Below are 19,462 nucleotides of genomic sequence, written 5' to 3'. Positions count from 1 at the left end.
AAGGGGGTGAAGCCGCCAGGCCTGCGGCCTTGGCGGCTTCAACCCCCACCCCCCACCCCCCACCCCCCACCCCCCACCCCCCACCCCCCACCCCCCACCCCCCACCCCCCACCCCCCACCCCCCACCCCCCACCCCCGTGCGGCTTTGGCTGCGCCTCGCCGTTCGCGGGTGGTGCCGCCGCCGCTTCGGCTCAGCCGAAGCGGCGACGGAATTGTGCAGAGTCGCTTCGGCTGACTTCCTCCACAGAAGGACGTAGCCCCCACCCGCAACTGATGACGGAGAGGGAAGCACCTCGCCGCTCGCGGGGCGCTGCTGGCGAATACGAATTGGCTGTTGTCGTGAGTGATGTCGGTCTTCGAGGTCTTCGAAGACCGACATGCCGTACTGGTCTTGCCTCGCAGTCGAGTTGCTCGAAGCGCGATCAGCCAGGGGTGGGGGCCATCGTTCCCCGGCCGCCTGCCTCAGTCGACCGGGGTGACAGGGTCACGCGGCGGACGCTGCCTCGCGGCCCCGACGGGTCCGGCGGTGGAAGGTCTCGGCGAAGGCCTGGCGCCAGCCGTCAGGGTCGACGTAGTGCATGGCGATCATGGCGGCGATAACGGCGCCGGTCAGATCATTCTGCACCTCGGCCCAGGTGTGGTCGTCGGCGCAGGTGGTGAGTCCCTTGAGGCCGTGCAGGGCGTGCATGGCCTCGCCCGCTTCCTCGCCGACTTTGCCGACCTGCAAGGCCTTCAGTTCCTCTGGCGGCAGGCCGGAGCCGGCGGCGCGGCACACGGCCGACAGGTTCTCGATCGCGTCGAAGAGATTTTCCATGGTGGTGTTCCTCTCGGTCTACCTGGTGGGTTGCGGCCGGCCGAGCTGGTGGACGGTCCATCCGTTGGTGCGCCACTGGTCGGCGTCCAGGACGTTTCGCAGGTCGATGACCAGGGGGTTGTTCACCAGCGGCCGGAGCTCGGCGGGGTCGGCGTCGCGGAACTGCGGCCACTCCGTTCCGACCACGACCGCGTCCGCCCGCCGACAGGCGTCGGCGATGGTGTCGGCGTAATCGAGTTCGGGGTGCCGAACGATCGCCGTAGCGTTCGCGTGCGGGTCGTGCACCGTGACCTGCGCGCCTCGGGTGTGCAGCAGCGACGCCAGAGCGAGGGCCGGGGACTCCCGGACGTCGTTGGTGCCGGCCTTGAAGGAGGCGCCCCACATGGCGACCCGCGCGCCGTTCAAGGGCCGCTGCAGGTGCTCTTCGATCAAGTCGGCGGCGGAGCGCGGCCGGTTCTCGTTGATCCGCTCGGCCGCGCGAAGCAGTTCGGCGGCGTCATCGGCGCCGAGGTGGGCGGCGGAGGCGGTGAACGCGCGCACGTCCTTCGGAAGGCAGCCGCCGCCGTAGCCGATGCCGGGCTGCATCCCGCCGGCGCCGATGCGGGGGTCCATGCCGAGGGCCTGCACCAGGGTGATCACGTCCGCGCCGGCGGCGGTGCACATGTCCGCGACGGCGTTGATGAACGACACCTTGAGGCCGAGGAAGGTGTTCGCGGCGCCCTTGATCAGCTCTGCCGTCTCGGGGGTGGTGACGAGTAGCGGGCAGCCGTCGGCGAGGATCGGCGCGAACACCTCGCGCACGACTGCTTCGGCGCTCGGGTTGGTGAGGCCAGCCACCAGCCGGTCCGGCCGCAGGGTGTCGTCGACGGCGTGGCCTTCGCGCAGGAACTCCGGGTTCCACACGACGTGGACGGCCTCACCGGCCGGGGCGAGGCGCTGCACCAGCCGGGTCAGGTGGGCGGTGGTGCCGACGGTGACGGTCGACTTCCCGATGATCGTGCAGGGCCGTGTCAGGTGCGGCGCGAGCGCGCGGGCGGCTCCGAAGACCTGCCCGGGCTCGTAGGAGCGGCCGTCGGCGTCGATCGGGGTTCCGACTGCGAGGAAGTGCACGTCGGCGAACGCGGCCGCCTCGGCGATGCTGGTCGTGAACCGCAGCTGCCCGGAGCTGGTGTGCTTGGCGAGCAGTTCGGGCAGCCCGGCTTCGAAGATCGGGGCTTCTCCCTGGTTGAGCTGGTGGATCTTGGCGGCGTCGACGTCGACGCCCAAGACCTCGTGGCCGAGGTGAGCCATCCCGGCGGCGTGGGGAATGCCGAGGTGGCCGCAGCCGATCACGGAGACGCGCATGATGGTCCTTGTCGAAGTGAGGTGGTCGCGAGGGCGCAACACGGGCGTGCGCGCCCTCGCGACGCTACCGGCCCGAAGGTCCAGGCCCGAGCCGGATGTGACGTCTTGTCACACGCTGATGTTCAGCAGCTCGCACAGCCTGACCAGGGCCGGGATTGCGCCCTGCCGCACGACTACATCGCCGGTGCGGGCTCCTTCGATCGGGTAGGACTTGAAGGTGCCGTTCTCCACCAGCCCTTCGGGGTCCACGTAGAAGATCCGCATCCCCATGTCGCGGGCACGCTGCTGGACCGCGCGCCGGTCGGCGTGCAGGCCGACGACCAGCAGGGAGCGAGCTTCGGGCAGCAGCGGCACCGGCGGAATCTTCTGGTCGTAGCGGCGCACGACCACCTCGGGCAGCCCGGCCCGCGCGGAGAGGGTGTCGAAGTTGTGCGTGATCACGGGGCCGACCAGGTGTCCGGCGGTGTGCAGGGCCTTGAGCGCGCGGTGCGCGGCCGTCGGTTCGGCGAGGAAGCATGCGCGGAACATGGCGACCAGGTCGGGCGCCTTGGTGTCCGCGCTGAGCAGCATCTCGGGCACCAGCGAGTCGGCCTCGGGACTGAGGGTGAAGGCGTGCGACTGCGTCAGGGCGTTGTCGCGGCGGTCGGTGACCCGGTACACCTCGTGCAGGTAGTGCAGCGGTGGGATACCGGCTTCGATGGACGTGCCACAGCCGACTTCGACCTGAAACGGCAGGAAGTCCAGGATCGGCGTGAGGTCGGGTGCGATCGTGGGTTCTCCGCGTTGGCCCTTGACCCGCATGCCGCCCGCGAGGACGTCCCACGGCAGATTCCGCACGGTGCGCGGGACTTTGAAGTCCTCCGAGATGAAGCACAGGTCGACAGACCGGAAGCCCGCCGGGGTGAGACGTCCGGCGCGCTCGTCCTGTGGACGGTCGTCGTAATCGGCGACGCCAAGGCGCAGGTCACCTTTCGCCCACACACCATCGCCCTTCGAGCGCCAGTTGCCTCGGCCCAGCCACTCGCCGATCTGCCGCAGGTACGCAGCGATCTCGTCGGCGGGGGCGGTGCAGGAGTGGAACAGGTACAGGTCCGACAGGACCAGGCGCGGGACAGGGAACGTGTAGTCGAGCCCGTACTGGTAGCGGTAGTGAACGACCCGGCGGCGCCCGGCGTTGTCCACCGACCAGCCGGACTGTGCCGCGTTTGCGGCGTCCTGCGTGCGGCGCCAGATTCCTTCCTCGATGGAGCGGGGGCGCTCGTGGCCATCGCCGGCGAAGTGCTGTTCCCAGCTCTTGACCTGCGCGTCGGTCAGTTGCTCGATCACGGGATAGGGCAGGAACACGGCCGTCTCCTTCGGGTGGTGTTCGCGATCAGGGGTTGTTGGGGCAGCCGGCCGCTGCTCGGGGGATGCGCGCGGCCGGCGCCTGATCCGCCTGGAACAGCGGCGGAGTCCTGGGTGCCGTCAGGCGCGGTCGTCCGGCACGGCCAGGTCGGCGTGGACGACCTTGCCCCGAGGCCAGAGCTGGACGCCCCACTTGCCGTTCGTCAGGTGGTGAACCAGGGTCAGGCCCCGGCCGGACTCGGCGGTGGGGCCGGCGTCGATCCGCACGGGCGGCGACGCCGAGCCGTCGGAGACCAGTAGGCGCACGGTGCCGGCTGTGGGGCGGCGTACGGCGACGACCATGTGCGTCTGGCAGCCGGTCCGCACCGCGTTGCCCACCAGCTCGGAGATGATCAGCTCCGCGTCGTTGGACAGGTGGGGCAGGCCCCACTCGGTGAGCTTGGCGCTGACCAGGCGGCGGGCGTCGCGTGCCGACTGCAGGGCGTAAGGCAGCCGGATGGTGGCCGGGGCCGGCGGGGCGGCCGGTGGGGTCCGGTCAATGGCGGTGGTCATCGCCGGTGCCATGCGGGGCGCGCGGCGGTCGGCCGGGTCAGCATCCGGTGTCCCTCGGGTCGGTGCCGAGTCCGGCCGCGCGACGGGGGGTGAACAGGCCGGCGGCCGAGGACGCGAGCTCGCGCCGGCGCCAGTGGTCGCCGGGGGAGCGGCGCAGCGGCACCGCGACGGCGCCGGGGTGGGCGGCGGCGAGGAACGCGCCGCGTTCGCGCAGGACGGTGGCGAGCCGGTCGAAGGCGGCCGCATGCCGGCTCGGGCTGGCCATGGGGTCGTCGTGGACCATGTCGCGGGTCCAGGTAACAACGCCGACGACCGTCTGCTCGGACAGGGCGTCGGTCACTGCCTGCCAGCCGGGCCGGGCCATCAGGGGTTGCGCGGGGTTGCTGTCCACGGAGAGCACGGCCACCGGCCACTGACAGGCCTCGGCGAACGTACGGACATGGGCGGCGATGAGATCGGCGGCGGGTGCGTCACCAACGCAGATGTAGATGGCGACGGGGACGCCGCCGACGGGTCGGGAGCGGTCACTGGTCATGCCGACCACTGTCATCGAACGATCACTGTCGGTGAATACACGGGTGGTGGTAGCCGACGAAGTCATCCACCGCCGACCACCACGCTCCGTGGTACCCGCGTTCGGCGCGGCGGCCGGGCGCCACGGGGCGTGGTAGCCGCGTGTTTCCGAAGCTCATGGACCACCACGTCACGACGTGGCGCGCTACCTGACCACCAGAGGGACGCCGGCGGCCTGCGCAACGCTCCGCGCCATGGACATCGACACGTCCGCGATCCGGTCCGTGATGACCCCCGGAAGAGCCTGGTGCCGGACCCACCTCGGGGCGATCCGGCACGCCTCTTTCAACTCGGCGGCGGCAGCCTCCCACTGCCGCGTCTCGGTGCGTGTCAGCGCGATGTCCAGGTGAAACCGGGCCCGCGTGGACAGCGGCGTGTTTGGGTCGAGACGGGTCGTCTCGATCCAGCGCAGTGCGCCGGCGGTGTCGCCGAGCGCCATCGCCACCGACACGGCCTGCGTAGCGGCGTAGGAAGGGCCGAAGGGCTGGCCCTGGTTGCCTCGGGCGTGCTCGCGGCCGATTCGGGCCGCGACGGCGTGACACTGGCTCAAAAAGTCCCGGGCGGTGTCCGCGCTCGCCCCGCCTCGGGACGCGGCGACGGCGGTGTTCGTGACGAGCTGTCCGTACACACTGAGCCGGTCCGGGTCACTGTCGGACATCCGCGGCTCGACCTTGGCGGCGGCCTGCTGGGCGACGTGAACGCCTTTGGAGGTATGGCCGTCGCGCAGGCAGATCCACGACAGCGACGCCATCAGGTGGGCGGACCGAAGGTCGTCACCGACCTGGTCGGCGACGTTGCGCCCGTGGGTGATCGCGGTGTATCCGAGGTCGCGGGCGCCGAGAATGTTGGCCATGACGGCGGCGGTCTGGAACGCGTCGGAGAGGACGCCGCCGGCGGCCTCGCGCAGGTCCGGTCCGGCGGCGTCGAACAGCGCCCGCGCCTCGGGCAGCAGGGCGGACAGGAGCGCGCCGAGCTCCACGTAGCGGCCGCTCCAGAACGCGGCGTCAGCGCGCCGCGCGGCGTCCCGCAGCTCCTCCAGGCTGCCGGGCTCCACGTCGGTGCCGATGCCAAGGCCGGTGTCGTGCACGGCCGCCGACACCGCCCGCAGGGCCGAGCGTTCGTCCAGGTCCATGCCCCGGCGCGGGGACTGCTGGCCGAGGATCACCGACACGTCCGTGCCGAGGCCGGCGGCTACCTTCATCAGCGACGGCAGCGACAGGCTGCCGCCCTGTTCGAGCTTCCGGATCGTGCCGAGGGACACGCCCGACTTCTCTGCCAAGTTCTCCTGCGTCACCTCCCTGCCGCGCAGGATCTTGACACGCTCCGCCGTGGTCCGTTCCGCCCACAGGGTCATCGGCTGACTCCGTCCCAGGTTGTGGCCTTCCTGTGACGGTGCTCCCGCAGGGTGCGGGTGTGACATAGAACGGTTGTGCCCCGCAGGCCAGTTGACGCGCGGGGCGGTGGTCGTCCTGCCGCAGGTCAGACGCAGGCGCCGATGCCGAGCAGGGACGCCACCCGGGCCGAGGTGCCAGGCTGACCGTCGGCGAGGACCGTGGTGATGCCGAGCGCTTCGGCCGGCGGCAGGTTCACCGGGTGGTCGTCCACGAACACGCACGCCTCGCCCGGCAAACCTGTGCGGTCCAGCGTCAGTTGGTAGATCGCCGGGTCAGGCTTGGCGATTCCCTCGCGCTCGGAGATCACCGTGACGTCGAACAGGTCCCACACGCCGCAGGCGGCGTACGGGTCATAGGGGTCCAGGCCGAAGCTGTTGGACAGCATGGCGACCATGTAGCCGGCTTCCCGGGCGGCTTTGGCGAGGGCCACCATGTCGGCCGCCGGCCGGACGCCGGCCCACGCTCGGCCCATCAGGTTCTCGTGCTCGGTCAGTCCGAGGTACGGCGCGGTCTGTCGGTTCCAGTCCGCTTGGCTGAGGGTGCCGCGCTCAAGGTCGGCGTAGAGCTGCCGGACGACCGGGTGCGTGTTCAGCGTGCGGCGCCAGGCCTCGGGGTCGAGTCCCTGGCTTGCGCACCACTCGCGGTGCACAGCAAGCGCATCCGTGGTGAGGACGCCGGCGAAGTCGAGGATCAAGCCTCGGTACCTGGACGGAAGCGTGCCGGGCACAGCCGGTTGCGCCATGATGAGTTCCCCTTCTCGGTGCGTCGCAGTACGGCGAAGGTACTCGCCCATTGAGTCGCCGAACTCGCCGCCGCGTGAGGGCAGATGACCGGGGTCCGCGCGAGAGCGTTCGTGCGGGCCCCTTCCGCGGCGCTCAGCGGGTGGCGAGGGACTCCAGCACGCGGGTGAGGGAGGTGCCGAGGCCCCAGCGGGCGGAGAGGTGTTCCAGGGTCATCGGGTCGGCGGGCTCGCGGGGGAGGGTGGGGTCGAAGTCCGGGAGGGGGGCGTCGGTGGCGACGCGGACGACGGTGGGGGCGACGTCCAGGTAGGCGGCGCCCTCGACGATGTTGCGGCGGCGGGCCGGGGTGAGGCGGGAGCCGACGTCCAGGGCGGCGGCGCGGATCGCGGCCAGGTCGCCGTACTCGTTGATCAGCTGGGCGGCGGTCTTCTCGCCGATGCCCTTGACGCCGGGCAGGCCGTCGGACGGGTCGCCGCGCAGGGCGGCCATGTCGGCGTACCGGTCGCCGCGCACGCCGTACTTCTCCAGCAGCACCGCGTCGTCGGTGACCTGGAGGTTGCCCATGCCCTTGACCGGGTACAGCACGGTGATCTGCCGCTCGTCGTCGACCAGTTGGAACAGGTCGCGGTCGCCGGTGACGATCTGCACCGGGCCCGTGGCGCGGGCGGTGAGGGTGCCGATCACGTCGTCCGCCTCGTAGCCGGGGGAGCCGACCCGGGCGATGCCGAGGGCGTCCAGCACCTGCTCGATCACCGGCACCTGCGGGGCGAGGGTGTCCGGAACCTCCTCCTCGCCGTCCACGGCGGCCTCGGCGACCCGGTGGGTCTTGTACGAGGGGACGAGGTCCACCCGCCACTGGGGGCGCCAGTCGGCGTCCATGCAGGCGACGAGTTCGTCGGGCCGGTGGTCGTGGACCAGCCGGGCGATGAAGTCCAGCAGGCCGCGGACGGCGTTGACCGGTTCCCCCTGCGGCGAGCGCAGGGAGTCCGGTACGCCGTAGTAGGCCCGGAAGTACAGGCTGGCGGAGTCGAGCAGCATCAGTCGCGGTGCGGTCACGAGTCAGATCATGCCGCACCGCGCCGACGGACGGTGGTCTCAGTGCTCGTGCGGGCCGGCGCGGTGCACCGGGCCGTGGGCGTCGGCGCAGTGCTCGGCGGCCGAGTTGCCCGGGCCGGCGATCTGCAGCAGCGCGCCCGCCTCGTCCTCGCCGACGTGGTCGACCTGGAGGGTGCTGTGGGTGATGCCGTACTCCTTCGCCAGCCGGCGCTGCAGTTCGCGCCGGACGGCGTGGCAGTCGCCGCCGGGGGTGACCAGGATGTGCGCCGACAGGGCGGGCTGGTTGGAGGTGATCTCCCAGATGTGCAGGTCGTGGATCTCCTCGACCAGCGGCTCGGTGACCAGCCGGTCGGCCACCGCGTCCGGGTCGATCCCGGCCGGGGCGGCCTCCAGGAAGATCCGGCCGGAGTCCCGGACCAGCCCGATGCCCGCCTTGAGCATCAGCGCCACCACGATCAGCGAGGCGACCGCGTCGGCCCGGGCGAAGCCGGTGGTCAGCACGACCGCACCGGCCACGGCGGTGGCGATGAAGGCGTACAGGTCGGTGAGCACGTGCTGGAAGGCGCCCTCGACGTTCAGCGAACTGCGGTTGGCCTTGGACATGCACCAGGTGGCGGCCAGGTTGACCACGATCCCGATCAGCGCGGTGACCAGCACCAGCGAACCGGTGACCTCGGGCGGGCTGATCAGCCGGGTGATCGCCTCGTAGCCGAGCCAGGCGGAGAGGATCAGCAGGGTGACGCCGTTGGCCTGGGCGGAGAGGATCTCGGCGCGCTTGAGCCCGTACGTGTAGCCGCCGCGGGCCGGGCGGGCGGAGAGCCGCATGGCGACCAGGGCGAGCACGATCGAGGCGGCGTCGGTGAGCATGTGCGCCGCGTCGGAGATCAGGGCCAGGGACTGGGCGGCGAAGCCGACCACGACCTCGCCGGCCATGAAGACGAGGATCAGGGTGAGGGCGCTGACCAGCCAGCGGCGGTCGGCGTCGGCGGCGACGCCGTGCGAGTGGCCCCCGTGGCCGCCGTGACCCCCGTGGCCGTGCGCGTGGCTGCCGTGACCCGTGTTTCCGTTGCCGTGGTCCTGCGGGTTCTGGTGGTCATGTGCATGATCATCGTGGGAATGCTCGTGCCCGGCCATCGAAGTCCTCTCTGGACGCACGGGTGGAGGTGACGGGGCGCGATCGCCCCGCACTCGAAGTGAACCGCAGAATCGACAAAGATCCAAAGGTTGTACTGGTGACCGTTGTCGTTGCCGCTCGGACGGCACCCGATCGCCGCTGCGCCGCCCGCCCCGAGCCCGGGTCGCCGGTGGCACCGGCCCTGGTCGGGGACGCCTACGAGGCGGGGCCGGCCCGCGCCCTACTGCCCCTTGGTGCAAGGGCGTTCATCGCCCTTTCAGGCGAGGGTGATCACGTCCAGCGAGGCGGCCGTGGCGGCGCGGACGAGGGCCTGCATGAGGCGGAGGTCGGTGCCCTGTTCGGGGTGCCACTGGACGCCGACGGTGAAGCCGGGGCCCTCGACGGCCTCCACCGTGCCGTCCGGGGCGAGGGCGCTGACCCGCAGGCCGGTGCCGAGGCGGTCGACGGCCTGGTGGTGGAAGGTGGGCACCTCCAGCTCGGTCTCCGGCAGCAGCCCGCCGACCAGCGTGCCGGGCACCGGCCGTACCAGGTGGGCGCCGTAGCACCCCGGCGTGCCCGCGTGGACGTCCACGTCGAGGACGTCCGGCAGGTGCTGCACCAGCGTCCCGCCGCAGACCACGTTCAGCACCTGCATGCCCCGGCAGATCCCCAGCACCGGCATGCCCGCCGCCAGGGCGCCGCGCAGCAGGGCGACCTCCCAGACGTCGCGTTCCGGCGAGTCGACGTCCGTCAACGGGTGGGCGGGTTCCCCGTAGTACGCCGGGTCGATGTCCGGTCCGCCGGCGATGACGAGGGCGTCGAGCCGGGCCAGCGCCTCGGGGGCGCGCTCGGGGGCGTCGGGCGGGAGCAGCACGGCGATCCCGCCGGAGTCCTGCACATAGGCGGTGTACCGCTCCGGCACCAGGGCGACGCGACGGCCGCGCCAGTCGCTCCAACTCGCGTCCACCAGGTAGGTGCTGACACCGATGAAAGGCCTGCGATCCATGGCGCGCATTCTCCCCCCGTACCGTCCGGTACTTCGTCAATCACGCACGTCGGCGCGCCACACCCGTCCGCCCTCTTCCGCCCCGTGAGCCGCAGGCCGTACGGTTCGCTGTGACCGCTTGATCTCGAAGAGTGATCGTGGAGGAGGAGGGTTTCGGCATGCCCGAGAACGCCATGCCCGAGAACGCCCCCGGGGGTTCGCGGCCCCGGCCGCCACTGACCCTGGACGAGCTGCGCGTCCTGGTGGACGCGGGCGAGGTGCACACCGTCGCGCTCGCCTTCACCGACATGCAGGGCCGACTGCAGGGAAAACGGTTCGCCGCCCGCTTCTTCCTCGACGAGGTCGCCGAGCACGGCGCCGAGGCCTGCGACTACCTGCTCGCCGTGGACGTCGACCTGAACACCGTGGACGGCTACGCCTTCTCCTCCTGGGCCACCGGCTACGGCGACTTCGCGATGCGCCCCGACCTCGGCACCCTGCGGCTGACGCCCTGGCAGCCCGGCACCGCCCAGGTCACCGCCGACCTGGCCCGGCACGGCGGCCACCCGGTGGACGCCGCCCCGCGCCAGCTGCTGCGCCGCCAGCTCGCCCGGCTCGCCGAGTACGGGCTGACCGCCGACATCGGCACCGAGCTGGAGTTCCTGGTCTTCCGCGACACCTACGAGCAGGCCTGGCTGGGCGGGTACCGCGGCCTCACCCCGGCGAACCTCTACAACGTGGACTACTCGATGCTGGGCACCGCCCGGGTCGAGCCGCTGCTCGCCCGGATCCGCAACGAGATGGCGGGCGCCGGGCTGACCGTCGAGTCCGCCAAGGGCGAGTGCAACCTCGGCCAGCACGAGATCGCGTTCCGCTACTCCGACGCCCTCACCACCTGCGACCAGCACAGCGTCTACAAGACCGGCGCCAAGGAGATCGCCGCCCAACAGGGCTGCGCGCTCACCTTCATGGCCAAGTACGACGAGCGCGAGGGCAACAGCTGCCACATCCACCTGTCGCTGCGCGACGCCGTCGGCGCCCCCGCCTTCGCCGACCGGGACGGCCGGATGACCGACACCATGCGGCACTTCCTGGCCGGGCAGCTGGCCGCGCTGCGCGAGTTCAGCCTGCTGTACGCGCCGAACATCAACTCCTACAAGCGCTACCGCCCGGGCTCCTTCGCCCCGACCGCCGTCGCCTGGGGCCGGGACAACCGCACCTGCGCCTACCGGGTGGTCGGCCACGGCCCGGCCCTGCGGATGGAGAACCGGGTGCCCGGCGGCGACGTCAACCCGTACCTCGCGGTGGCCGGGATGATCGCGGCCGGACTGGACGGCCTGCAGCGCAAGCTCGACCTGCCCGCGCCCTGCCTGGGCAACGCCTACGGGGTGGAGGAGTACGCCCGGGTGCCCGGATCGCTGCGCGAGGCCGCCGAGTTGTGGGCGGGCAGCGAACTGGCCCGGACGGCCTTCGGGGGCGACGTGGTCGAGCACTACCTGAACATGGCCCGGGTCGAGCAGGCCGCCTACGACGGGACCGTCACCGACTGGGAGCGCTACCGCTCCTTCGAACGGATGTGAGCCGTGACCGATTCGACGAGCGACGTCCGCAACCCCGCCACCGGCGAGCTGCTCGCCACCGTTGCGGACACCGCCGCCGAGCAGCTGGACGCGGCGGTCCAGCGCGCGGTGAAGGCCCGGACGCGCTGCGCCACTTCAGCGAGACCAAGAACGTCTTCATCCACACCGAGGAGTGACGGTCCATGACCGAGCAGGACGACATCGTCTGCCGCCGCCTGGTCGGCCGCACCGCCGTGGTCACCGGCGCGGGCGGCGGGATCGGCCTGGCCGCGGCCCGCCGGCTCGCCTCGGAGGGCGCCAAGGTGGTCTGCGCGGACCTGGACGAGGAGAGCGGACGGGCCGCCGCCAAGGCGGTCGGCGGGCTGTTCGTGCACACCGACGTCACCGACCCGTACATGGTGGAGGCGCTGTTCGACGAGGCGTACGAGACCTACGGCAGCGTGGACGTCGCGTTCAACAACGCGGGCATCTCCCCGCCGGAGGACGACTCGATCCTGACCACCGGGCTGGACGCCTGGCGCAAGGTCCAGGAGGTCAACCTGACCTCGGTCTACCTGTGCTGCAAGGCCGCGCTGCCGTACATGCGCCGGCACGGGCGCGGCTCGATCATCAACACCGCCAGCTTCGTGGCCCGGATGGGCGCGGCCACCTCGCAGATCTCGTACACCGCCTCCAAGGGCGGGGTGCTGGCGATGTCCCGGGAGCTGGGCGTGCAGTTCGCCCGGGAGGGCATCCGGGTGAACGCGCTGTCGCCCGGGCCGGTGGACACCCCGCTGCTGCGCGAGCTGTTCGCCGCGGACCCGGAGCGGGCGGCCCGCCGACTGGTGCACATCCCGCTCGGCCGGTTCGCCCGGGCCGAGGAGATCGCGGCCGCGGTGGCCTTTCTGGCCAGCGACGACTCCTCCTTCATCACCGCGAGCGAGTTCCTGGTCGACGGCGGCATCTCCGGGGCGTACGTCACCCCGCTGTAGGCCCGCGCCCCCGGCCCGCCGGGCTTCTCACCGTAATCTCATCGAAAACCTCCGGAATTCCCGGTTGCGCTGATTTCGCGTTTATCCGGCTACCTTTAGATTCTTTGCTGTGAGCGAGCAGATTCCCGCCGGGTGGTACCCGGACCCGAAGAACACCGGCGACCCGAGACCGCAGCGCTGGTGGGACGGCAAGGGCTGGACGGCCGACACCCGGCCCGCACCCTCGGACGCCCCCCAGCCGGAGTCCCCGGCCGCGGCGGCCCCGGGGCCGGAGACGGCCGAGCAGCCCAGGGTGCTGGAGGGCGAGGTCCTGGACAGCGGCCCGGCGGTCCGCTACCCGGAGCCGCCGCCCTTCGGTACCGCCTACGGGGTGCCCGGCGAGGTGCCGCGCAAGCCGCGCCGCAAGCCGTCCAAGCTGGTGGTGGCCACCGTCGTGGCCGCCGTGCTCGGCCTGGGCGCCGGCTCGGGGATCACCTACCTGGCGATGGACGGCCACGACAACGGCCGGCCGCAGCGCAGCGCCGCCCGCAACCAGCCGGCCCCGAACGGCGACGGGTCGTTCGGCTTCCCCGGCTTCCCCGGCTTCGGCGGCGGGAGTGGGGGGAGTGGTGGGAGCGGCGGGAGCGGGGGCAACGGCGGGAAGGGCAACCCCGGCGGCGGCAACGGCAGCGGGAAGTCCAAGCCGGGCGCCAACAAGGCGATCGACCTGGTGAACGGACTCACCCTGCCCACCCCCTCCGGCTGGCAGGCGGGCACCACCAACGACGGCTACGCCGCGCTCACCGTCGGCGCCTACACGTGCCCGGACGGCACCGACAACTGCACCCTCGGCGGGGTGAACACCGGCCGGATCAGCGGCGGCGGCACCGACGCCCAGGCGGCGGCGAAGGCCGACATCGACAAGGCCGTCAAGGAGTCCTACGGCGACGTCACCGGCCACCAGGAGCTCAAGTCCGAGGCCGTGAAGGTCAACGGGAAGGACGGCTACCTGGTCCGCTGGAAGGTGGACGCGGCCAAGGGCAACAGCGGCTACGTCCAGACGGTGGTCTTCCCGACCGCGGACGGCAAGGCGCTGGTCTCGGTGCACTTCGGCTTCGACATCGCCGACAAGGCACCGGACGTCGGCGTGATGGACACCATCGTGAAGGGCATCACCGACTTCAAGGGCAAGATCCCGGGTGTCCCCGGTCTGCCCGGCCTGCCTGGCTCCGGTTCCGGCACGGGCGGCGGTTCCGGCAGCAGCTCCGGTTCCGGCAGCAGCCCGGACGGCAGCCCCGACGGCTCCGGTACGGCCACCACCTGAATCCCCCGCTCCTCACACCGCAGCGGCCCGCCCGGGAGGAAGTCCTCCCCGGCGGGCCGTCGCCGTGCACCTCGGGGCGCAGGCCCAGGGGGAGCCACGGAACCGGACCGGACGGGGGTGGGCCGGCCCGGCCCCGCGTCGTCCGGCGTCAGGAGTCGCGTCGAACAGCCTCGACGCGACGGCGCCGGAGCACCATGCCCGCCCAGCCGACCCCGAGCGCGGCGGCACCGGCGAGCAGCAGCGGACCGGTGGCGGAAGTGCCGCCCACGGCCGCCGAGGTGGTCGGGAGGGGCTGGCCGGCCGGGGCGTTCGGGTCCCCGCCGTGCCCGTGGTGGGCGACCGTGGACTTGGGCGCGTCGGCCGCGATCTGGGCGTCGCTGGGCGCGGCCGGGGCGGCGAACGAGGAGACGGCCGGGGCCCCGGCGGCGGTGCCGGACCTGCCGAAGTCGACGTCCGAGCAGCTGTAGAACGCCTCCGGGCTGTCGCTGCGCTGCCAGATCATGTAGAGCAGCTGGCGGCCGGTGCGCTGCGGCAGGGTGCCCGGGTAGGTGTAGTACCCGTTGGTGGCGGTCCGGTCGACCTGCACCTGGGCCACCGGGGTCGGGTCGAGGTCCGACCACTTGAGCGGCTTGGTCGGGTCGTAGCCCGGCTTGGTGATGTAGACGGTCTGGGTGCCGAGGTGCGGCGCGGTGGTGCGGAACTGGAAGGTGAAGCTGCCCGCGCTGACCGGGGTGGCCGGCCAGTCGGTGCGGGGCCAGTCCAGGGCCGCGTACTTGTCGCGGTTGGCCGAGCAGAGCTTGCCGTCCGGGATCAGCGCCTGGTGGTTGCCGTTGGCGTTGGCGATGTTGACCTCGTTCCAGTCGTACAGCGGCTGGGTGCCGCTCGCGGCGACGAGGTCCTTGCAGACCTGGGACACCGGGTGCTCGGGCCCCTCGGCGTAGCAGGCGGCGATCCGGCTGACCGGCCCGGTCATGGTGCCGTGGGCACTGGCGGTGCCGGCGGTGGTCGCGGCCACCGCGAGGACCGCGGCGCCGACCACGCCGACGGACAGGGCACTTCGCTTGATGGACATGGGGTGGGGACTCCTTGGCCGTCGTTCCGGGCGGGTGTGGGGGAGCGGACACGCCTGCCCGTTCGGGGGCCGCCGGCCCGGATCGCGGCCCTCGGCCAGAGCGTAGGATTGGTCTGGACCATAAGGCAATAGCCAGGCGTGATGCGGTTGTTGACGGACCGTAGGCTCCCGGGCAGCGCAAAGGCCCGATGGGACACCGGGGTTAGGTGTTCCATCGGGCCCGCTTAAGGCTGGGGAAAGGTCGGACTCAGAGGTTCAGGTTGCCGTTGATCGTGTCGGCCTGGACCAGCTTGCCGACCTGGCCGGCTTGGATGACGGTGCCGTGGACCGTCATTTCCTTGAGTTCGTTGTTGTACACCGTGGCCGCGGCCGGTGAGCTCGGCGTGAACTCCGCCAGGATCTCCCGGAGTTCCTCCGCCGCCTCCGGGTGCTCGCGGAACAGCCGGCGCAGCCGGGTGCGCAGTACGGCCGTCTGGTCCGCCAGGGCGTCCTCGTCGTCGCCGGCCTCCAGCACCTCGGCCCGGATCACCTCCAGCTCGGTGCCGGCCGCCTCGTCCTCCTCGCCGCGCCCGAACATCCGGGAGACCCGCGAACTGACCTGCTGCCAGGCCGCGGTGGCCATCAGCCCGGCCAGTGAAGAGGCGCCCGACGTCACCATCTGCTGGACGATCTCGGCTTCCATGCTGCTCCCTCGTCGTTCTTCGTGTCGGCACCACGGTAGGGCAGGGCCGGACGAACCGTCAGAGGAACGTCCTCCCCTCGCCCCGGTAGGTGGGGACGGTGCGGACGATCCGGTCCCCCTCGATCAGGTGCAGTTCGGCGAAGCGCTCGCACAGCTCGCCCGCCTTGGCGTGCCGGAACCAGACCCGGTCGCCGATCAGCAGGTCGTCGGCGGCCGGGCCGATCAGCGGGGTCTGCACCTCGCCGGCGCCCTCCATCGGGTCGTACTGCAGGCCCGGCGGCAGGTACGGCACGGGGGCGCGGTCCGGTCCGATCGGGCCGGAGGCCGGGTAGCCGCCGCCGAGTACCGTGACCACCCCGACGCCGGGGCGGCGCACCACGGGCTGGCCGAACAGGGCGGCCGGGCGGCCCCGGAAGGCGCGGTAGTTGTCGAACAGCTGCGGCTGGTAGAGGCCCGAGCCGGCGGCGACCTCGGTGACGGCCCGTTCGGCGGCGGTGGACTCCACGCTGCCGGTGCCGCCGCCGTTGACGAACTCCAGCTCGGTGACCTGCCGCAGCCGGCGCACCACGGCCGCGCGCCGCTCGGCCAGTTCGGTCCGGGCCCGGCCCTGCATCAGCCGGACCACCTGCGAGCGCACCGGCCGGCCGGGCACCCGGTCCCCCACCCCGGCCACGTGCCCCTCGTACGCCATCAGGCCGACCACCCGGAACCCGGGCCGGCGCTGGACGAGTTCGGCGAAGGCGCCGAGCTCCTCCGGGGTGCGCAGCGGTGAGCGCCGGGCACCGACCCGGACCCGGCCGCCGAACAGGTGCAGCGCGGTGTCCAGTTCCAGGCACACCCGGATCTCGGCGTCGCCGGTGCGGGCCTTGTCGACGAGGTCCAGCTGGGCCGGGTCGTCCAGGACGACGGTGACCCGTTCGGCCAGGTCCTGGTCGCCGGTCAGTTCGGCGTAGCCGGCGCGGTCGGTGGAGGGGTAGGCGAGCAGGACGTCGCGCACGCCGGTGCGGGCCAGCCAGAGCGACTCGTCCAGGGTGAAGGTCATCACCCCGGCGAAGCCGTCCACGGCCAAGGCCCGGTCCAGCAGGGCCCGGCAGCGCAGGGACTTGCTGGCGACCCGGATCGGCTTGCCGCCCGCCCGGCGCACCAGGTCGGCGGCGTTGGCGTCGAAGGCGGCGAGGTCCACGACGGCCACCGGCCCGTCCAGATGGGCGGTGGCCCGGTCGTAGCGGTGCCGGTCCGTGACAGGGGTACGCGCAACGAGGATGGGCATGGGCGCAGGGTGCCACAGTGCGCTACCGGTGGGTAGAGGTCGTGTGCGCGGAAATGTAGAGGGCCGCGCACGGAAATGCGGACGGCGGTGCCCGGTGGCATAGGGTCGGCCGGGTGGACCGCAAAGACTTCTCCAACCCGGCGTTCGTCGGCAAGAGCATCCCGAATCCCGGCTTCTCCGACGACGACGGCACGGCGGACGCGACCCTGACCGCGGCCCTGGCCCGCTGGTCGCAGGACCGTACGGCCGAGCCCGAGGTGCTGGCGGCGCTGACCCCGACCCGGCTGATGGTCCCGATCGTGGCCGTCCTGGGCGAGGTCGAGGTGGACGAGCACGGGCACAAGCACGACAAGTCCAGCGACATGGCCGTCCCGGTGCTGGAGGCCCCGGATGGGCGCCGCGCGCTGCCCGCCTTCACCTCGCTGGAGGCGCTCACCCGCTGGCGGGCCGACGCCCGCCCGGCGCCGACCGCGGCCCCGCAGGCGGCGATGGTCGCCTTCTCCGAGCGCGCCGACACCCTGCTGGTCGACCCGGCCGGGCCGGTGCCGTTCCTGCTGTCCGGTGCCCGGCTGCGGGCGCTGGCGGAGAACCGGCCGTACCTGCCGCCGGTCCGGGACCCGGACGTGCGGGAGGCGGTCCGGGCGCTGCTGGCGGCCGAGCCGCAGGTGGTCAGCGGGCTGCTGGCGCCTTCGGAGGACTCGGACGGGGTGCTCGCGGTGGTGTTCGACCCGGCGCTGGACCAGGCGGGGCTGCAGGAGGCCGCGCAGCGGGTCGGCCGGGCGGTGGCCGGGGACCCGGTCCTGCGGGTGCGGCTGGACCGGGGGCTGGACCTCGCGGTGCTGCCGGCGAGTGCCCAGCTGCCGGGGGAGCCGCTGTACCGGCGGTAGACACGACGAAGGGCCGTCACGTACGAAATTTCGTAGGTGACGGCCCCGGCCGGATCCGTCTCAGCTGTAGACCGGCCCGGTGAACTTCTCGCCCGGCCCGGTGCCCGGCGCGTCCGGCACCAGCGAGGCCTCGCGGAAGGCCAGCTGGAGCGAGCGCAGCCCGTCGCGCAGCGGGGCCGCGTGGAAGTTGCTGATCTCCGGGGCGCCGGCGGTGACCAGCCCGGCGAGCGCGGTGATCAGCTTGCGGGCCTCGTCCAGGTCCTTGTCCTTCTCGCCGCCCTCGGCCAGACCGCACTTGACCGCGGCCGCGCTCATCAGGTGCACCGCGACGGTGGTGATCACCTCGACCGCCGGGACCTCGGCGATGTCGCGGGTGAGGTCGTCGAAGCCGATCGCGTCGTCGTCCGTGCCGGGGGTCTGGGTGGGCTCGCTGCTCAAGGGGGGCTCGTTCCGTCGTGCGGTGTGGGTACAGGTGGAGCGTACAAGGGGGGCCGGAACGCGCGGGGAGGGCCCGGGAGGGCCCGGGTGGGCAGTGCGCCGCGCCGGAGTCCGGCGGAACCGGGGCGGAATAGCGTTCGACAGCGCGACGCTGTAAGCTTCGAGACTGACCGGCCGGGATCCCGCATGGGCGCCTGGCCAGCAAGTGGAGGCTCCACTCAGGAGGCCCGAGAGGGCAACCGCGAAAGTCTCCCACCTGGTCGACCTCGCGGTCGACGGGTCCCGGTCCGCGACGGGCGCCGAGGCGCCGAGTCGCCCGCAGCGTCCCTCACCGGACGCCGCCCCCGGTTGTGTGGAGCCCCGCTTGTACCGAGCGGGGCTTTTTTCGTGTCGCGGTGCACGCGGTGCCGAGAGGTATCGGGCAGCGCAGCACGAATGAAGCCCCGCCCAGTGGTCGAGTCCACTACGTGCGACCGCCGTCCGACGGCCGCATCGCAGAAGGTGCAACCGAGGAGGCCCCATCAGCACCGAGCCCCGCATCAACGACCGGATTCGCGTTCCGGAGGTGCGACTCGTCGGTCCCAGCGGCGAGCAGGTCGGCATCGTGCCGCTTGCCAAGGCGCTGGAGCTTGCGCAGGAGTACGACCTCGACCTGGTCGAGGTCGCGGCGACCGCCCGGCCGCCGGTGTGCAAGCTCATGGACTACGGCAAGTTCAAGTACGAGTCGGCCATGAAGGCCCGTGAGGCGCGCAAGAACCAGGCGCACACGGTCATCAAGGAGATGAAGCTCCGGCCGAAGATCGACCCGCACGACTATGACACCAAGAAGGGTCATGTCGTCCGGTTCCTCAAGCAGGGCGACAAGGTCAAGATCACGATCATGTTCCGTGGTCGTGAGCAGTCCCGCCCCGAGCTGGGCTTCCGTCTGCTGCAGCGGCTCGCCGACGACGTCCAGGACCTGGGCTTCGTCGAGTCCTCGCCGAAGCAGGACGGCCGGAACATGATCATGGTTCTTGGCCCGCACAAGAAGAAGACCGAGGCGATGGCCGAGGCCCGCGCCCTCGCGGACGCCCGCAAGGCCGAGCGACTGGGCCGGACCCCCGGCTCCGACGCCGCCGCGGACGACGACGCGGTGGCCGAGGACCTGGCCGCCGAGGACCAGGTGGCCGACGACGCCGTGACCGAGGCGCAGGACGCCCCGGCCGAGGCGCCGGCCGCCGAGGCCGAGGCCCCGGTCGAGCAGCCGGCCGCTTCCCAGGGCGCCTGAGCCGCAAGGCTCACGGAGGTCCGGGGGTCGGCCCCCAGGGTGACAGGGCGTCCCGCCCGGTCACCACAGATCCATC

General features: G+C 72.2%; 19 protein-coding genes. 5 read left to right on the top strand and 14 right to left on the bottom strand.

Annotated elements, in window-relative coordinates; translation table 11 throughout:
• Positions 1-484 precede the first annotated feature (484 nt).
• From ACIQWA_RS24015 to ACIQWA_RS23970, 10 genes are all read right to left on the bottom strand, one after another.
• Entirely contained in the window at positions 485-814 is a 330-nt protein-coding gene (locus ACIQWA_RS24015) for a MazG-like family protein (RefSeq protein WP_402485538.1), read from the bottom strand.
• Between the two features lie 18 nt (positions 815-832).
• Positions 833-2,158: a UDP-glucose dehydrogenase family protein gene (locus tag ACIQWA_RS24010; protein ID WP_402485536.1), complete on the bottom strand. Its 1,326-nt coding sequence runs from the start codon at positions 2,156-2,158 to the stop codon at positions 833-835.
• Positions 2,159-2,266: 108 nt separating this feature from the next.
• Positions 2,267-3,502, bottom strand: a complete 1,236-nt coding sequence (locus ACIQWA_RS24005) for a hypothetical protein (RefSeq protein ID WP_402485533.1) — start codon at positions 3,500-3,502, stop codon at positions 2,267-2,269.
• A gap of 120 nt (positions 3,503-3,622) precedes the next feature.
• Positions 3,623-4,054, bottom strand: a complete 432-nt coding sequence (locus ACIQWA_RS24000; RefSeq protein WP_402485530.1) for an ATP-binding protein — start codon at positions 4,052-4,054, stop codon at positions 3,623-3,625.
• A gap of 37 nt (positions 4,055-4,091) precedes the next feature.
• Entirely contained in the window at positions 4,092-4,589 is a 498-nt protein-coding gene (locus ACIQWA_RS23995; protein WP_402485527.1) for a hypothetical protein, read from the bottom strand.
• 183 nt (positions 4,590-4,772) lie between these two features.
• Positions 4,773-5,981, bottom strand: a complete 1,209-nt coding sequence (locus tag ACIQWA_RS23990) for a helix-turn-helix domain-containing protein (RefSeq protein ID WP_402485524.1) — start codon at positions 5,979-5,981, stop codon at positions 4,773-4,775.
• Between the two features lie 125 nt (positions 5,982-6,106).
• On the bottom strand, positions 6,107-6,763 hold the full coding sequence (locus tag ACIQWA_RS23985; RefSeq protein WP_402485521.1) for an HAD family hydrolase: 657 nt from the start codon (positions 6,761-6,763) through the stop codon (positions 6,107-6,109).
• 133 nt (positions 6,764-6,896) lie between these two features.
• Positions 6,897-7,799 (bottom strand): 5'-3' exonuclease H3TH domain-containing protein, encoded by a 903-nt coding sequence (locus ACIQWA_RS23980; RefSeq protein ID WP_402485701.1) that lies wholly within the window; start codon positions 7,797-7,799, stop codon positions 6,897-6,899.
• Positions 7,800-7,856: 57 nt separating this feature from the next.
• Complete coding sequence (locus ACIQWA_RS23975) at positions 7,857-8,951, bottom strand: cation diffusion facilitator family transporter (RefSeq protein ID WP_402485518.1); 1,095 nt, start codon at positions 8,949-8,951, stop codon at positions 7,857-7,859.
• A gap of 257 nt (positions 8,952-9,208) precedes the next feature.
• On the bottom strand, positions 9,209-9,937 hold the full coding sequence (locus ACIQWA_RS23970; protein WP_402485515.1) for a gamma-glutamyl-gamma-aminobutyrate hydrolase family protein: 729 nt from the start codon (positions 9,935-9,937) through the stop codon (positions 9,209-9,211).
• A gap of 158 nt (positions 9,938-10,095) precedes the next feature.
• Here ACIQWA_RS23970 and ACIQWA_RS23965 point away from each other — a divergent pair, with 158 nt between their 5' ends.
• The 3 genes from ACIQWA_RS23965 to ACIQWA_RS23955 all read left to right on the top strand — a co-directional run bounded on the left by ACIQWA_RS23965 (position 10,096) and on the right by ACIQWA_RS23955 (position 13,770).
• On the top strand, positions 10,096-11,496 hold the full coding sequence (locus tag ACIQWA_RS23965) for a glutamine synthetase family protein (protein WP_402485513.1): 1,401 nt from the start codon (positions 10,096-10,098) through the stop codon (positions 11,494-11,496).
• Between the two features lie 182 nt (positions 11,497-11,678).
• Positions 11,679-12,467 carry a 3-oxoacyl-ACP reductase gene (locus tag ACIQWA_RS23960; RefSeq protein ID WP_402485510.1) on the top strand — a complete coding sequence of 263 codons (789 nt, stop codon included), beginning with the start codon at positions 11,679-11,681 and terminating at the stop codon, positions 12,465-12,467.
• Between the two features lie 109 nt (positions 12,468-12,576).
• Positions 12,577-13,770: a DUF2510 domain-containing protein gene (locus tag ACIQWA_RS23955; protein WP_402485507.1), complete on the top strand. Its 1,194-nt coding sequence runs from the start codon at positions 12,577-12,579 to the stop codon at positions 13,768-13,770.
• A gap of 148 nt (positions 13,771-13,918) precedes the next feature.
• Here the strand turns inward: ACIQWA_RS23955 and ACIQWA_RS23950 are convergent, their stop codons facing one another.
• From ACIQWA_RS23950 to ACIQWA_RS23940, 3 genes are all read right to left on the bottom strand, one after another.
• On the bottom strand, positions 13,919-14,842 hold the full coding sequence (locus ACIQWA_RS23950) for a lytic polysaccharide monooxygenase (RefSeq protein ID WP_402485504.1): 924 nt from the start codon (positions 14,840-14,842) through the stop codon (positions 13,919-13,921).
• 247 nt (positions 14,843-15,089) lie between these two features.
• Positions 15,090-15,524: a hypothetical protein gene (locus ACIQWA_RS23945; protein WP_402485502.1), complete on the bottom strand. Its 435-nt coding sequence runs from the start codon at positions 15,522-15,524 to the stop codon at positions 15,090-15,092.
• Between the two features lie 58 nt (positions 15,525-15,582).
• On the bottom strand, positions 15,583-16,794 hold the full coding sequence (locus ACIQWA_RS23940) for an alanine racemase (RefSeq protein WP_402485499.1): 1,212 nt from the start codon (positions 16,792-16,794) through the stop codon (positions 15,583-15,585).
• Between the two features lie 113 nt (positions 16,795-16,907).
• On the opposite strand from ACIQWA_RS23940, the gene ACIQWA_RS23935 reads away from it, so the two are divergent.
• Positions 16,908-17,681 (top strand): SseB family protein, encoded by a 774-nt coding sequence (locus ACIQWA_RS23935; protein ID WP_402485497.1) that lies wholly within the window; start codon positions 16,908-16,910, stop codon positions 17,679-17,681.
• Between the two features lie 60 nt (positions 17,682-17,741).
• On the opposite strand, the gene ACIQWA_RS23930 is transcribed toward ACIQWA_RS23935, so the two are convergent.
• Positions 17,742-18,119 carry a DUF1844 domain-containing protein gene (locus ACIQWA_RS23930; protein WP_360230223.1) on the bottom strand — a complete coding sequence of 126 codons (378 nt, stop codon included), beginning with the start codon at positions 18,117-18,119 and terminating at the stop codon, positions 17,742-17,744.
• A 520-nt stretch (positions 18,120-18,639) separates the two neighbouring features.
• Between ACIQWA_RS23930 and infC the strand changes: the two genes are divergently transcribed.
• Complete coding sequence (infC, locus tag ACIQWA_RS23925; protein ID WP_360230381.1) at positions 18,640-19,386, top strand: translation initiation factor IF-3; 747 nt, start codon at positions 18,640-18,642, stop codon at positions 19,384-19,386.
• Positions 19,387-19,462: the final 76 nt, after the last annotated feature.

It is taken from the genome of Kitasatospora sp. NPDC098652 (genome assembly GCF_044760155.1).
In the GTDB taxonomy this organism is placed as follows: domain Bacteria; phylum Actinomycetota; class Actinomycetes; order Streptomycetales; family Streptomycetaceae; genus Kitasatospora.
This window is presented reverse-complemented; position numbering and strand designations above follow the sequence as displayed.

Bases quoted from the DNA above. Each gene is read 5' to 3' on its own strand.
- ACIQWA_RS23960 (WP_402485510.1), top strand. From the start codon at position 11,679: ATGACCGAGCAGGACGACATCGTCTGCCGCCGCCTGGTCGGCCGCACC.
- ACIQWA_RS23945 (WP_402485502.1), bottom strand. From the start codon at position 15,524: ATGGAAGCCGAGATCGTCCAGCAGATGGTGACGTCGGGCGCCTCTTCA.
- ACIQWA_RS24015 (WP_402485538.1), bottom strand. From the start codon at position 814: ATGGAAAATCTCTTCGACGCGATCGAGAACCTGTCGGCCGTGTGCCGC.
- ACIQWA_RS24000 (WP_402485530.1), bottom strand. From the start codon at position 4,054: ATGACCACCGCCATTGACCGGACCCCACCGGCCGCCCCGCCGGCCCCG.
- ACIQWA_RS24010 (WP_402485536.1), bottom strand. From the start codon at position 2,158: ATGCGCGTCTCCGTGATCGGCTGCGGCCACCTCGGCATTCCCCACGCC.
- ACIQWA_RS23965 (WP_402485513.1), top strand. From the start codon at position 10,096: ATGCCCGAGAACGCCATGCCCGAGAACGCCCCCGGGGGTTCGCGGCCC.
- ACIQWA_RS23995 (WP_402485527.1), bottom strand. From the start codon at position 4,589: ATGACCAGTGACCGCTCCCGACCCGTCGGCGGCGTCCCCGTCGCCATC.
- ACIQWA_RS23985 (WP_402485521.1), bottom strand. From the start codon at position 6,763: ATGGCGCAACCGGCTGTGCCCGGCACGCTTCCGTCCAGGTACCGAGGC.
- ACIQWA_RS23980 (WP_402485701.1), bottom strand. From the start codon at position 7,799: ATGCTGCTCGACTCCGCCAGCCTGTACTTCCGGGCCTACTACGGCGTA.
- ACIQWA_RS23990 (WP_402485524.1), bottom strand. From the start codon at position 5,981: ATGACCCTGTGGGCGGAACGGACCACGGCGGAGCGTGTCAAGATCCTG.
- ACIQWA_RS23950 (WP_402485504.1), bottom strand. From the start codon at position 14,842: ATGTCCATCAAGCGAAGTGCCCTGTCCGTCGGCGTGGTCGGCGCCGCG.
- ACIQWA_RS23970 (WP_402485515.1), bottom strand. From the start codon at position 9,937: ATGGATCGCAGGCCTTTCATCGGTGTCAGCACCTACCTGGTGGACGCG.
- ACIQWA_RS23940 (WP_402485499.1), bottom strand. From the start codon at position 16,794: ATGCCCATCCTCGTTGCGCGTACCCCTGTCACGGACCGGCACCGCTAC.
- ACIQWA_RS23975 (WP_402485518.1), bottom strand. From the start codon at position 8,951: ATGGCCGGGCACGAGCATTCCCACGATGATCATGCACATGACCACCAG.